The sequence below is a fragment of the Streptococcus sp. 1171_SSPC genome (assembly GCF_001069335.1).
Classification (GTDB): Bacteria; Bacillota; Bacilli; order Lactobacillales; family Streptococcaceae; genus Streptococcus; species Streptococcus xiaochunlingii.
Genome location: NZ_JWAK01000029.1, coordinates 24738 through 39021, shown reverse-complemented (window position 1 = coordinate 39021; position 14284 = coordinate 24738). Strand labels below are relative to the sequence as shown.

Below are 14284 nucleotides of genomic sequence, written 5' to 3'. Positions count from 1 at the left end.
AGATGTTTACAACTACTTATCTGGCATCCGGCTGGTACGAAGAGTTTTTAAAATGGATACCAGAAGGAGAAATCTTTAATCTACGCGTCGTTTTTGAAGCTATTCCCGGAATTTTAAAAGAGCTTCCAAATACGATTTTGTTAACCTTGGCAGGAGCCTTTTTTGGTTTATTGCTAGCCCTATTGTTTGCCATTGTCAAAATCAATCGGGTAAAAATCCTCTACCCTGTCCAAGCCTTGTTTGTGAGTTTTTTAAGAGGAACACCAATTTTGGTCCAGTTGATGCTGACCTACTATGGAATCCCGCTCTTGTTGAAGGCCATTAACCAACAATATGGGACAGCCTTTAATATCAACGATGTGCCAGCCCATTTATTTGTCATTGTAGCCTTTGCCTTCAATGAGGCAGCCTATGCCAGTGAGACCATTCGGGCAGCGATTTTATCTGTTGATGCGGGTGAAATCGAAGCGGCGAAGAGTCTCGGCATGACCAATGCCCAAGTTTATCGTCGAATTATTATTCCAAATGCAGCCGTGGTTGCGACTCCGACCTTGATCAACTCTTTGATTGGTTTGACCAAGGGGACTTCTTTGGCCTTTTATGCAGGAGTTTTGGAAATCTTTGCCCAAGCCAAGATTATGTCGGGGAATGACAGTCGCTATTTCGAGCGCTTTATCTCTGTTTCATTGATCTACTGGGCCATTAATATTTTGATTGAACAATTGGGACGTTGGATCGAACAGGTACTCTCTATCAAAGATCCAAAAATTGTTACCCAAACCTTGCAAGAGGAGGAACGAGCAGCATGATTCGGATTTCACAATTATCAAAATCTTTTTCCGGTCAAGTGGTCCTAGACCATCTCGATTTGGAAGTTCAAAAAGGGGAAGTTGTTGCCTTGATCGGTTCTTCTGGAGCTGGGAAATCAACCTTCTTGAGAAGCTTGAACTATCTGGAAGCTCCGGATAGTGGCAGCATTGAGATCAATGGGGAAAAGGTAGACTTTGAAAACATCAGCAAGGACGAGATCCTGACCCTTCGAAGAAAGCTAGCTATGGTCTTTCAACAGTTTAATCTTTTCAGCCGCAAGACAGGCTTGGACAACGTCAAGGAAGGACTAATCGTCGTCAAAGGCTTATCCGACCAGGAAGCGACCAAGATTGCCAAAGAAGAACTCGCAAAAGTCGGTCTGTCGGACCGCGAAACCCATTACCCTCGTCATTTGTCAGGAGGGCAGAAACAGCGGGTGGCCTTGGCACGTGCCCTAGCCATGAAGCCGGAAGTCCTCTTATTGGATGAGCCAACTTCAGCCCTCGATCCGGAATTGGTCGGAGAGGTAGAAAAAGCTATCGCAGCAGCAGCTCAGGCAGGTCAAACCATGATTCTTGTCAGTCATGATATGAGCTTTGTTTCCCAGGTGGCAGACAAGGTCTTGTTCCTCGACAAGGGGAAAATTATTGAATCTGGGACACCAGAAGAGATAATGAAAGCTCCTAAAGAAGAGCGGACAAAAGAATTCTTTGCTAGTTACAAACGAACATTTGTTTGATATAATATATAAGAGCTCGAGTCTGGAACGCGATGTTTCAGACTCGGATTTTTCTTTGAGTAGGTGCCTCAGGAAAAGATGAATAGTAGTAGTTCATTTTTCCGCGAAGATAGAAGTTTCAAGTTGATTTAATAGTGAACGAAACGAATCGGCATCTCGTCCCCTCATTCCAATCTTGGATACTAAGGAGATCTTATGTTAAACCAATTGCTATCTCTCTATATCGAGAGCCTAATCATCACTTCAATTGGGGTGTTGGTTGCTTCAGCTATTTGGATAGGCTTGCGAGCAGCTCGTAAGACGGATAAAACAGCTAAGGAACGCCAGTTACACCTCTATGATATTTTATTGATTGATATTATGACAATTCCAGTCCTCACCTTTGCAGTCATTGGAGTTCTGTTTATTCTTCGAGCAAGATAATTGCAAAATAGTTCAATTGGAGTTAGAATCAAGATAGTTACAACAAAAGGAGAAGCTTATGTATGATACACTGATTATCGGTGCAGGACCTGCGGGTATGACTGCAGCCTTGTATGCAGCCCGTAGCAATCTAAAGGTTGCCTTGTTAGAAGCTGGAATTCCTGGCGGACAGATGAACAATACATCCGATATCGAGAATTATCCAGGCTATGCCAATATCAGTGGACCTGAATTGGCTGAAAAAATGTTCGAGCCACTAGAAGCCCTAGGTGTGGAACACTTGTTCGGTAGAGCCGAAAATATTGTGGATCAAGGAAGCTACAAGGAAATTACGACAGATGATGGCCTCCTACAAGCTAAGACCGTTATTATTGCGACTGGTTCTAACCATCGCTTGTTGGGAGTTCCAGGTGAAGAAGAATTAAATAGTCGTGGGGTTTCTTATTGCGCCGTCTGTGATGGTGCCTTCTTCCGGGATGAAGACCTCATGGTTGTTGGTGGAGGAGACTCTGCGGTTGAAGAGGCAATCTTCCTGACTCAGTTTGCTAAGTCTGTTACCATTGTTCACCGACGCGATGCCCTACGTGCCCAAAAGGTTCTTCAAGACCGTGCTTTTGCCAATGAAAAGATTCACTTTGCTTGGAATACAGTGGTCGAAGAGATCAAAGGGGACAACCGTGTGACCAGTCTGGTCTTAAAAGATGTTCAAACAGGTGAGGTTCGCGAGCAAGCAGCTGGGGGTGTCTTTATCTATGTGGGCTTGGATCCTGTTAGTGACTTTGCCAAAGACCTCGGTATTCTAGACGACCAAGGTTGGGTGATCACGGATGATCACATGAAGACCTCCGTGCCGGGTGTCTTTGCGGTTGGAGATGTCCGCCAAAAAGATCTTCGTCAGGTCACCACAGCGGTTGGAGACGGAGCTGTCGCCGGTCAAGAAGCTTATAAATATATTACTGAACACGAAGAATAAGAGAGAAGAAAGGGATGTTCGTCTGATGGAAAGAGGCGAAGATCCCTTCTTTTTTACGATAAAAATGAGGCTTAACCCGGATTAAACTCATGTAGTCCTGCTTAAAATGTGCTATAATGTGTTTAAAATTATTTTGGACTGTGCCAGTTGACAGAGCGTGACTGGTGCCATGACGTAAAAAAGAAGAGGGATCAAATATGTACCCAGATGATAGTTTAACTCTCCATACTGATTTGTATCAAATCAATATGATGCAGGTTTACTTTGAGCAAGGCATACACAATAAAAAGGCGGTCTTCGAAGCCTATTTCCGCCAGCAACCCTTCAAAAATGGCTATGCCGTCTTTGCAGGTCTTGAGCGCATTGTCAACTATTTGAAGAATCTACGTTTTTCAGAGTCGGATATTGCCTACTTAGAATCCTTAGGCTACGAAGGAGCCTTCCTGGATTACTTGAAAAATTTCAAAATGGAATTGACTGTTCGTTCTGCCAAAGAAGGGGACCTGGTCTTTGCCAATGAGCCGATTGTCCAAGTAGAAGGACCGCTTGCCCAGTGTCAGTTGGTTGAAACGGCCCTCCTCAATATTGTCAATTTCCAAACCTTGATTGCCACAAAAGCCGCTCGGATCAAGGCTGTGATCGAAGACGAACCTTTGATGGAGTTCGGAACTCGTAGAGCGCACGAAATGGATGCGGCTATTTGGGGAACCCGTGCAGCTGTTATTGGAGGCGCTAGCGGGACCAGTAACGTACGTGCAGGAAAACTCTTTGACATCCCTGTCCTTGGGACCCATGCCCATGCCTTGGTGCAGGTCTATGGCGATGATTATAAAGCCTTCAAGGCCTATGCTGAGACCCATCGCAACTGTGTCTTCCTAGTGGATACCTATGATACGTTACGCATCGGAGTTCCAGCTGCGATTCAGGTGGCGCGTGAGATGGGCGATCGTATCAACTTCTTAGGAGTGCGGATTGACTCTGGAGATATTGCCTACATCTCGAAAAAGGTTCGCCAGCAGTTGGATGAAGCTGGTTTCACAGAAGCGAAGATCTACGCTTCAAATGATTTGGATGAGAACACCATCCTCAACTTGAAGATGCAAAAGGCTAAGATTGATGTCTGGGGTGTCGGAACCAAGTTGATCACAGCTTATGACCAACCAGCGCTCGGAGCAGTCTATAAGATTGTTGCTATCGAAGATGAAAATGGTCAAATGCGAAATACCATCAAACTGTCTAACAATGCTGAAAAAGTTTCAACGCCAGGGAAGAAACAAGTTTGGCGGATTACCAGTCGGGAAAAAGGTAAATCAGAAGGGGATTACATCACTTACGATGGAGTGGATGTCAATGAACTGACAGAAATCAAAATGTTCCATCCGACCTATACCTATATCAAGAAGACAGTTCGTGATTTTGACGCCATCCCGCTCTTGGTCGATATTTTCAAAGATGGGGAACAAGTCTATGAATTGCCAACCTTGATGGATATCCAAGCCTATGCTCGGAAGGAATTCGACAAGCTCTGGGACGAATACAAACGTGTCCTCAATCCACAACATTACCCAGTTGACTTGGCCAAGGACGTATGGCAAGATAAGATGGACCTCATTGATCAAATGCGTCAGAAAGCCTTGGGAGGTGAAGAAGAATGAGCCTACAAGAAGACATTATTGCTCAATTAGGGGTCAAGCCAGTCATTGATCCTCAAGAAGAGATTCGCCGGTCGATTGATTTTTTGAAGGATTACCTGCAAAAACATCCTTTTCTAAAGACCTTTGTCTTGGGAATTTCGGGAGGTCAGGACTCGACCCTAGCGGGTCGCCTGGCTCAATTAGCCATGGAGGAAATGCGTGCAGAGACTGGAGATGCTAGTTATCAGTTTGTTGCTGTCCGCTTGCCCTACGGTGTCCAAGCAGATGAAGCAGATGCCCAAAAGGCCTTGGCCTTCATCCAGCCGGACGTCAGCCTGGTCGTGAACATCAAGGAATCGGTCGATGCCATGGAGCGTGCTGTCGAAGCGACAGGAACAGATGTCTCAGATTTTAACAAGGGCAATATCAAGGCACGGAGTCGGATGGTTGCTCAGTACGCTCTAGCAGGTGCCTATAGCGGAGCCGTCATTGGGACAGACCATGCAGCCGAAAACATCACTGGATTCTTTACCAAGTTTGGAGATGGCGGAGCCGATATCCTTCCTCTCTACCGCCTTAATAAGCGCCAAGGCAAGCAGTTGCTTCAGGCACTGGGAGCTGATCCTGCCTTGTATGAGAAGGTACCGATTGCAGATTTGGAAGAGGAAAAGCCAGGTATCGCTGACGAAGTAGCTCTTGGGGTGACCTATGCAGAAATTGATGACTACCTAGAAGGGAAATCAGTTAGCCCAGAAGCTCAAGCAACTATTGAAAACTGGTGGCACAAAGGCCAACACAAACGTCATCTACCGATTACGGTATTTGATACCTTCTGGCGTTGATAGGAAAGAAAAGTCGGTTGAGCCGACTTTTTTTAAACAGAATAGGAGGAAAGTAGATGAGAAAATTGGGTACTATTGAACTGGAAACCAAGCGTTTATTATTAAGATGCTTTGTTGTAGAGGATGCAAAGGCAATGTTTGAAAATTGGGCATCTGATGCAGATAATCTTAAATATGTGACTTGGGATCCCCATCCAAATCCTCAAGTGACTCGAGCTTCGATCGAAAGATGGCTCCTTCATTACCAAGAGGAAAATACCTACAAATGGGCGATTTGTAAGAAAGATGATCCCGCACAAGTGATAGGTGATATCAGTGTCGTTTCTCAGGATCCACAAAAAGAACTGTGTGAAGTCGGCTATATTCTAGGGAAGAAGTTTTGGGGTCAAGGTCTGATGACAGAAGCTCTCCAGGCTGTTTTACACTTTTTGTTGATAGAGGTGGGATTCAAGGAAGTTCAGGCCAAGTATGTCAGTTTGAACCCTGCTTCGGGAAGTGTTATGGAAAAAGCTGGGATGCAATATCTAGCTACTCTCCCAAATGCTGTTGCCAGAAAAGGCTATGTCGGAGATCAAATAATCTACACTATCCATTCTTCTGACCTTTAAAACAATTTTTACTTGAAGATTTTAGCCAATGGTCTATAATGGTAAGTAGCTTTACAAAGGAGAATTTTATGTCAGAATTAACACAAGAATTTACAGATCAACTCTATGCGAATTACCAAGCAAATGTGAAATTTGCGGCTCTTGAAAATGCCATCACCCACAATGGGATTCATGCAGCTTTAGAGACACGCAAAAGTGCAGTAGAAAACACACCCGTCTTTTCTCTTGATTTGACCAAGGATAAGGTGACGGACCAGAAAGCTTCTGGTCGTTGCTGGATGTTTGCGGCTCTGAATACCTTCCGTCATAAAATGATTGCGAGCTTCCAATTGGAAGACTTTGAGTTGTCTCAAGCTCACACTTTCTTTTGGGACAAGTACGAAAAATCCAACTGGTTCTTGGAACAAATCATTGCGACAGCGGATCAGGATTTAACCAGCCGCAAGGTGGCCTTCCTCCTTCAAACTCCTCAACAAGATGGTGGTCAATGGGATATGGTCGTTTCCCTCTTTGAAAAATATGGGGTCGTCCCTAAGTCTGTCTATCCAGAATCCATCTCATCTAGCAATAGCCGAGAGCTCAATACCTACTTAAATAAATTATTGCGCCAAGATGCTCAGATTCTGCGCGAATTGCTTACGAGTGGAGAAGATCTAGCAACGGTTCAAAGCAAGAAAGAAGAGCTCCTCCAAGAAATCTTTAATTTCTTGGCTATGTCACTGGGCTTGCCCCCACGTATATTTAGTTTCTCTTATCGCGATAAGGACAATAATTTCCACACAGAGTCTGGCTTGACACCTCAAAGCTTTTACAAAAAATATGTGGATCTTCAGTTGGAGGACTACGTTTCTGTTATCAATGCGCCTACGGCCGACAAGCCTTATGGTCAGTCTTACACAGTAGAGATGCTGGGGAATGTGGTCGGTAGCCGTGAAGTCCGATACCTCAACGTTCCGATGGAGCGCTTGAAAGAATTGGCCATTGCCCAAATGAAAGCTGGGGAAACTGTTTGGTTTGGATCGGATGTCGGCCAAGTCAGCAACCGCAAAGCTGGAATCCTGGCAACAGATGTCTATGACTTTGAAGCGGGAATGGATATCCAGCTGACTCAAGATAAGGCAGGGCGTTTGGATTATGCGGAAAGTCTTATGACCCATGCTATGGTCTTGACTGGTGTGGATCTGGATGAAGCTGGACTCCCTCTCAAATGGAAGGTTGAAAATTCTTGGGGAGACAAAGTTGGAACAGATGGCTACTTTGTAGCTTCTGACGCCTGGATGGACGAATACACCTACCAAATCGTTGTCCGCAAGGAACTGTTGACAGCGAAAGAATTGGCTGCTTATGAGGCAGAGCCAATCGTCTTGGCTCCATGGGATCCGATGGGTGCCTTGGCTTTTAAATAAGATACATAAAAAACACGATTGGTTAAGAACAATCGTGTTTTATTAATATAGTGTGGTCTAATTAGTGATTTTGCTCATTCTCTTTAGAAGATGATTCTGTGTGTTCAGAATTCTCTTCTGAGTTAGATGAACTAGAACTTGAACTATCTTCTGTTGCGTCAGTGCTTGGCTCGACACTTGGCTCATAATAGTAATTGTATTTATTGTAGTTATTCTTACCATTATTGAGATAGAGGTAGGAACCGCTACGGTATACGCCACTTGGTTGGGTCCAGTCTTCGCTACCTGATCCGTTTTGCTCATACAAATACAGCATCATTTGTTTGTAGACATCCGTCGCGACTTTGATTCCATCATCTAGGACTGGAGTCAAGCGATTGGTATATCCTGTCCATACAGCCATAGAATATTGCGTGGTGTACCCCACAAACGATTCATCAGGTGTCACAATACTTGAGTAATTGTAGTCCTTGGTCAGTTTTTTTAATTCGTTGTCGTCATAGTTAGAGGTACCTGTTTTACCAGCGTGATAAAGACCAGAGATATTTGCATTGTATCCTATACCAGCTGTGATAACTGATTTCAACATATCTGTCATCATGTAAGCTGTGGCTTCTTTCATCACTCGTGTTCCAGAGGTTTCAAAGTTCTTCGTTGTACCATCGCTAAAGACAACCCGATTCACATATTGAGGCTTGTAATAGGTACCGCCATTTGCGAAGGTTGCATAAGCAGCGGCCATTTTCTCACTGCTAGCCCCGTATTTGTTGCTAGAGTCACTGGTATTACTTGAGATGGCATTTGCATATACCATTTCTGGATAATCAATCCCCATGCTGCTCAAGAATTTCTGAGCCTTCTTCAAACCAACTTTTTCAAGAGCCCGGACCGCAGGAACGTTACGGGATTGTTGGAGAGCATAGACCATGCTGATATTGCCGTAGTACTGTCTATCCCAGTTATAAAATTGCGTATTTGTACCAGGGAAGTTGTAAGGTGTATCAGGAATGGTTACTCCAGTGGAGTTATACTCCTCATATTCAATTGCGGGAGCATAATCTGAGATAGGTTTCATTGAAGATCCCCAATCTCGGTTCGTTTCGACAGCTTGGTTAGTACCGAAGGATACATTAGATGATTGATGACGGGATCCCAACTGAGCAATGACTTTTCCGTTTGTCACGTCGATGATAGTAGAAGCAACTTGCAACTCATTATCTGGATAATTGACATATTCGTCAGAGTTGTATATATCCCACAGACGTTTTTGAGCTGCGGTATCGACGTTGGTGTAGACATCCATACCAGTTGTCAAGACATTGTAGCCTGTCTCTTCTTCGACTTGTTGGATGACTTCTTTGAGGTAGTTATCCATATAAGCAGGATAGTTGCTTGAGCCGGTTAGACTTTGCAAGCCATCGGTAACAGGTGTATTGACGGCACTTTCGTACTGCTCGTTTGTAATGGACTTCATATCCAACATTTCTTTAAGAACCAGATTACGGCGTTGGAGAGCAGCTTCCGGATTGGTATAAGGATCGTATTGGTTCGGTGCTTGAGGCATTCCGGCCAATAGGGCCACTTGTGGCAGAGAAAGGTCCTTCAAGTCTTTTGCATAGTAGCTACGAGCAGCTGTTTGCATTCCGTAGTTTCCGTTAGACATGTAGACTTTGTTGATGTAGTAGGTCAAAATCTCTTGTTTGGTTGCTTTTTGCTCTAATTGAGTAGCAAGCCAAGCTTCTTGGATTTTCCGAGATAGGGTTTGGTCGGACGACGAAGTAGAGAAGTAAGTGAGTTTGATCAACTGTTGTGTAAGAGTAGATCCCCCTTGGCGACCTCCTCGGAGGTTACTGAAGAAGGCTCCTCCAATACGAATAAAGTCGACCCCTCTGTGGTTGAAAAAGCGGTGGTCTTCAATCGCCACAATCGCATTGACCAAGTCTGTTGGGATTTCATTGGTTTTCACATTAATTCGTTTTTCAGCACCCAAATCTGCAATTAGATTGTTTTGATTGTCATAGATTTTACTGGATGTCGTTGCGACGAGGTCTTTCTCAGAAAGAGTCGGTGCTTTTGCGGCATAGTATCCAAATACCAATCCACCCAGAATAAGTAAAAGGAAAAATAAGGAAATAGCCGCAATCGCTGCATATTTTAACCATTGGATAACTGTTTGTTTATTCATTTAATTACCGCCTAGTAGATTCTGTTCGATAATATCGAGATAAGGGACGCTTGGAAGGCGATCTGTCTCGATACGATAACCATTTTCCTGTATAAAGGTTAATGGCATAGATTTACTGCCGTGATCGATGTTGTAAAAGTCGATTAAGGAAGGAGCAGGCAGTAGATAGGTCTCATTGAGCTTTGCAAAATGCAAGAGCACAAAACAAATCCCCCCCTGTTGAACGACTGCAGCCATGTGATCAATCTGGTGCTGGTGAAAGTTTTTCATCGGCATAGATTGTTTCTGCTGAGTCTCTTTTGCTTCAAAATCAATGTAGTGCCCTTTGTAAACACCAGAATAGTCTGTGGTAGACGCCTGGCGAAAATAAGCTTCCACAATCTTTGCCCGACTGCGATGAGGATAGTCTACCTTTACAATCTGGATGGGGGTCGGCTTTTTATGAATAACCGCTAGCCCTCTGGAAAGGTAGTAGTGATTACTCTCATTGATCATTTTTTCAAATGTCATCCCCCGATTGGCAAAGTTTACACGTTGCTTCCTCTGGATGGGCGAAGAAGATTTCTTGCTAAGTTTGTGAGGATAGTTGACCATAATTCTCCTTATTGGTACAATTACATCACTCTATTATATCACAAAATGAAGAAGGGAGGGGAAATAATGAATAGTTTACTGATTACAGGTTACAAGGCATTTGAATTGGGAATTCTGACAGCAAAGGACCCTAGACTTCCCATTATTAAAGAGACGATTCGCAGGGATTTAGTCCGTTTTTTGGAAGAGGGCGTCAAGTGGCTGATTTTTACGGGTAATCTAGGTTTTGAAGCCTGGGCCTTGGAGGTTGCCCAGGAATTAAAAAAAGAATACGAGATACAGTTGGCCACGATTTTTATGTTTGAAAACCAAGGAGAGAACTGGAATGAGGCCAATCAAGAACTCCTTAGTCGCTTTAAGCAGGTTGATTTTGTCAAGTATGCCTATCCCTCTTATAGCCAGCCAGGCCAATTTAAAGAATACAATACATTTTTGTTAGAAAATACAGATGGCGCTTATTTATTTTACGATCCAGAACACGAAACAAATCTCAAATATCTTTACAAAATGATGCTAGAAATGGATCAGTATCATGTCAAAAGATTAAACTTTGATGACTTAAATGAAGTAGCGGAAAAAATTTACGAAAAATAAGTGATTTACCTTGATTTTTGCTCCTCATTTTTTATATAATGATTATGATTAACTAGAACGGAGAGAATGATGGCAAGTATTATTTTTACTGCGAAAGATATTTTTGATCAAGATTTCAAAAAAGAAGTTCGTGGATTTAGTAAAGTTGAGGTAAATGAGTTTTTGGATGATGTCATCAAAGACTATGAAACCTATGCTGCCTTAGTGAAGGAATTGAAAGAAGAAAATGCTCGGCTCCGTGAAGAATTAGCGAAGAAAACGAGCCAAGCAACTCCGAGTCCATCAGTTCCTGAATCTGCTCCAAAGCATGAGTTTCCTCAGGTCACTACTACGACAAACTTCGATATTTTGAAACGCTTAAATCGTCTTGAAAAAGAAGTCTTCGGGAAACAAGTCGTAGATCGTGATTTTTAAGACATAAAAGATGAATCGTGCAATTTTTGGATAATCGCGTGAGAGCTTTCTCTCATGAGGAAAGTCCATGCTAGCACAGGCTGTGATGCCTGTAGTGTTTGTGCTAGGTGAATCCATAAGCCTAGGGACTTGATCTTCAAGTTACGGCGAGCGAACGGGCTAAGTCTTAGGATAAGTTCTACTAGCTCTGAAAGTGCCACAGTGACGTAGTTTTTAGGGAAACCTAAAAAGTGGAACGCGGTAAACCCCTCAAGCTAGCAACCCAAACTTTGGTCGGGGCATGGGATGCATGGAAACGAACATAGCATTCTGACTGGAAACAGTAGACAGATGATTATCGAAGGAAATGGTACCTAGTCATTTCTGGAACAAAACATGGCTTATAGAAAATTGCATATAGGTGGTGAGGGGGAGAGAAATCTCAACCTCCTTTTTTAAACAATGAGGAACAAATGAAAAAACAATTTGAATTAATTGCGACAGCTGCTGCTGGATTAGAAGCAGTGGTTGGGCGTGAATTACGAGAGCTCGGCTACGATTGCCAAGTGGAAAATGGACGAGTCCGTTTCAAAGGCGATGTTCGTGCAATCATCGAAACCAATCTTTGGTTGCGGGCTGCAGACCGAATCAAGATCGTCGTAGGATCCTTTCCTGCCCGTACCTTTGAAGAACTCTTTCAAGGAGTTTTTGCCTTGGATTGGGACCAATACCTCCCTTTAGGAGCGCGTTTCCCTATCTCCAAAGCAAAATGTGTCAAATCCAAACTGCATAACGAACCGAGTGTACAAGCGATTTCGAAAAAGGCAGTTGTCAAAAAGTTGCAAAAACACTATGCCCGACCAGAAGGTGTTCCTCTAATAGAAAATGGAGCAGAGTTCAAGATCGAAGTATCGATCCTTAAAGACCAAGCTACTGTCCTGATTGACACGACTGGTAGTAGCCTCTTCAAACGTGGTTATCGGACGGAAAAAGGGGGAGCTCCTATTAAGGAAAATATGGCGGCAGCCATTCTTCAACTTTCCAATTGGTACCCAGACAAGCCCTTGGTTGATCCGACTTGTGGATCAGGAACCTTCTGTATCGAAGCAGCGATGATGGCTCGCCAGATAGCACCGGGCTTGAGACGGACTTTCTCGTTTGAAGAGTGGAATTGGATCGACAATCGTCTGATTCAAGAAGTTCGCACAGAGGCTAGTAAAAAAATCAATCGGGACCTTGTCCTAGACATCATGGGAACCGATATTGATGCGCGGATGGTTGAGATTGCCAAAGAAAATGCTCAAAAAGCGGGTGTTGCGAGCGACATCACCTTTAAGCAAATGCGGGTGCAAGATCTGCGTTCAGATAAGATTAATGGGGTCATTATCTCCAATCCACCGTATGGTGAACGCTTATCCGATGATGCAGGGGTGACAAAATTGTACGCTGAAATGGGAGAGGTCTTTGAGCCCTTGAAGACTTGGAGCAAATTTATCCTGACCAGCGATGAAAACTTTGAAAAGAAGTTTGGGCGACAAGCGGATAAAAAAAGAAAATTATATAACGGAACCTTAAAGGTTGACTTGTATCAGTTCTTTGGGGAGCGGGTACGTCGACAAGCGACTAGTGAGAAAGGAAACATATGACAAAAGAAGATAAACAGCAGTTGGGCCAAGAGGCAGAGTCAGTTCTTGATTTTAAGGACGCCAAAGAGATGACGATTGGCCAAGCAAACCGCAAAGCTGAAGAAATCGAAGCAGGGGTCAAGGAAACAGATAATGTCCTCGATAAATACATCAAACAGCACCGTGACGAAATCGAAGCTCATAAGTTTGATACCATCGTCATGAAGAAGGAAATGTTGGCTGAGGCAGAGGAAGCAGCCACTGTGGATGCGACGGACCCGATTCCAAGTGAAGAGCCAGTGAAGGAAGTAGCACCGGCTGAAGTAGGTCAAAAAGAAGGCGCGTCTACTCGCATTCCAGATCCAATTCCTGGGGAACGCCCTGCAAAAATTAAGTTTGGTCCAGAGCCAACAGAACCATATGTGGATGAAGAAATTGAGATTCCTGAAGAACCGAAAAAGAGCCGGGTAAAACCAATTCTGTTTTCAGTTTTAGCTCTGACAGCAGTTGCTACGGCTAGTTGGTTGTCTTATCAATGGATCCGTAACCAGTCTAAAGGGGAAACGACAGTCGTCTCTTCTACTAGCTCATCTAGCAAGAAGTCCTCTAGTTCTTCTTCCTCAACGAGCACGAATACAGAGGCTTTGCTGAAGGATTTTAACGATCAGTATGCAGCTTTCTTTACAGATGACACGCAGACGAAGTTGAAAAATGATTCTTTTGGTAATTTGGAAAAACTAAAAGCCAGTTTAGATAAATTGAAAGACACCAAGGAATACGATGCAGCCAAAAGTAAATACGATGAATTGGTGAAGCAGGTTTCTGCTATTCAAACAGTAAACTCTCAGTTTACCAGCCCAGTTATTAAGGATGGGGCCATCGATACCAAGGCGCAGGTAAAGAGTGATGCAGTCTTTTCAGATGTGTCAACATCTAATACACAATTGAACCAATTATTGAAGGATGCAGCTTCTCAAGGACGCTCGCAACAAGTTGCGACTCCAGCACCCGTGACAGATGGTGGTGGCAGTGCTACAGGTGGAAATGCAGTTTCTTCAGGAACGGTAACCAGTCCTGCTCCTACACAAGCCCCAGCTACTGAAGGCAACACGACAGGCGGAGTGAACCCAGGCTATTCTGGCTTTGGTCTTCAAAGTACTGGTGTGCCACTTCAACGAAACTTGAGCCGGGTGCCATACAACCAAGCAACGCTTGACGATGTAAACAATCCTGCATGGACCTTTAACCCTGGTATTTTGGAGAAGATTCTGAAGATTGCCCGGGAACGTGGTCATATCGTTGGGGATCAATACATCTTAGAACGCGTGAATATTATCAACGGCAATGGTTATTACAACCTCTTTAAGCCAGATGGAACATATTTGTTTAGTATCAATGCTAAAACCGGCTACTTTGTCGGAAACGGGAAAGGCCATTCCGATGCATTGGATTATTAAG

General features: G+C 43.8%; 14 protein-coding genes and 1 other RNA gene. 13 read left to right on the top strand and 2 right to left on the bottom strand.

The annotated features are described in order from the left end of the window. The first annotated feature begins 2 nt into the window (after window positions 1-2). The 8 genes from ADF75_RS05730 (at window position 3) to pepC (ending at window position 7435) form a co-directional block, all read left to right on the top strand. A complete protein-coding gene (locus ADF75_RS05730; RefSeq protein WP_048789448.1) occupies window positions 3-809 on the top strand; it encodes an amino acid ABC transporter permease in 807 nt (268 codons plus the stop codon). After that, window positions 806-1549 (top strand): amino acid ABC transporter ATP-binding protein, encoded by a 744-nt coding sequence (locus ADF75_RS05725; protein ID WP_006596861.1) that lies wholly within the window; start codon window positions 806-808, stop codon window positions 1547-1549. The genes ADF75_RS05730 and ADF75_RS05725 overlap by 4 nt, the downstream gene beginning before the upstream one ends. A gap of 195 nt (window positions 1550-1744) precedes the next feature. Continuing rightward, window positions 1745-1972, top strand: a complete 228-nt coding sequence (locus ADF75_RS05720; protein WP_006596860.1) for a DUF4059 family protein — start codon at window positions 1745-1747, stop codon at window positions 1970-1972. Window positions 1973-2030: 58 nt separating this feature from the next. Further along, on the top strand, window positions 2031-2945 hold the full coding sequence (trxB, locus tag ADF75_RS05715; protein ID WP_023027724.1) for a thioredoxin-disulfide reductase: 915 nt from the start codon (window positions 2031-2033) through the stop codon (window positions 2943-2945). Window positions 2946-3142: 197 nt separating this feature from the next. Beyond that, complete coding sequence (locus tag ADF75_RS05710) at window positions 3143-4600, top strand: nicotinate phosphoribosyltransferase (protein WP_048789447.1); 1458 nt, start codon at window positions 3143-3145, stop codon at window positions 4598-4600. Next, a complete protein-coding gene (nadE, locus tag ADF75_RS05705; protein ID WP_006596857.1) occupies window positions 4597-5421 on the top strand; it encodes an ammonia-dependent NAD(+) synthetase in 825 nt (274 codons plus the stop codon). The genes ADF75_RS05710 and nadE overlap by 4 nt, the downstream gene beginning before the upstream one ends. Window positions 5422-5477: 56 nt before the next feature. Further along, complete coding sequence (locus tag ADF75_RS05700) at window positions 5478-6029, top strand: GNAT family N-acetyltransferase (RefSeq protein ID WP_048789446.1); 552 nt, start codon at window positions 5478-5480, stop codon at window positions 6027-6029. 68 nt (window positions 6030-6097) lie between these two features. Continuing rightward, window positions 6098-7435 carry an aminopeptidase C gene (gene pepC, locus ADF75_RS05695; protein WP_048789445.1) on the top strand — a complete coding sequence of 446 codons (1338 nt, stop codon included), beginning with the start codon at window positions 6098-6100 and terminating at the stop codon, window positions 7433-7435. A gap of 61 nt (window positions 7436-7496) precedes the next feature. On the opposite strand, the gene pbp1a is transcribed toward pepC, so the two are convergent. Together pbp1a and recU are read right to left on the bottom strand one after the other, a co-directional pair. Further along, a complete protein-coding gene (gene pbp1a, locus ADF75_RS05690; RefSeq protein WP_048789444.1) occupies window positions 7497-9620 on the bottom strand; it encodes a penicillin-binding protein PBP1A in 2124 nt (707 codons plus the stop codon). Continuing rightward, entirely contained in the window at window positions 9621-10214 is a 594-nt protein-coding gene (gene recU, locus ADF75_RS05685; RefSeq protein ID WP_048789443.1) for a Holliday junction resolvase RecU, read from the bottom strand. Window positions 10215-10280: 66 nt separating this feature from the next. Between recU and ADF75_RS05680 the strand changes: the two genes are divergently transcribed. The 5 genes from ADF75_RS05680 (at window position 10281) to ADF75_RS05665 (ending at window position 14283) form a co-directional block, all read left to right on the top strand. Then, the gene (locus ADF75_RS05680; RefSeq protein ID WP_048789442.1) at window positions 10281-10808 is read left to right on the top strand and encodes a DUF1273 domain-containing protein; all 528 of its coding nucleotides are present in this window, start codon (window positions 10281-10283) and stop codon (window positions 10806-10808) included. 69 nt (window positions 10809-10877) lie between these two features. After that, entirely contained in the window at window positions 10878-11222 is a 345-nt protein-coding gene (gpsB, locus tag ADF75_RS05675) for a cell division regulator GpsB (RefSeq protein ID WP_006597079.1), read from the top strand. Window positions 11223-11244: 22 nt separating this feature from the next. Next, window positions 11245-11610, top strand: an RNA gene (gene rnpB / locus ADF75_RS10045) — RNase P RNA component class B. Window positions 11611-11674: 64 nt separating this feature from the next. After that, window positions 11675-12847: a THUMP domain-containing class I SAM-dependent RNA methyltransferase gene (locus ADF75_RS05670; protein WP_048789441.1), complete on the top strand. Its 1173-nt coding sequence runs from the start codon at window positions 11675-11677 to the stop codon at window positions 12845-12847. Next, complete coding sequence (locus ADF75_RS05665) at window positions 12844-14283, top strand: cell division site-positioning protein MapZ family protein (RefSeq protein ID WP_048789440.1); 1440 nt, start codon at window positions 12844-12846, stop codon at window positions 14281-14283. Before ADF75_RS05670 ends, ADF75_RS05665 begins: the two co-directional genes overlap by 4 nt. The last annotated feature ends 1 nt before the right edge of the window (window position 14284 follow it).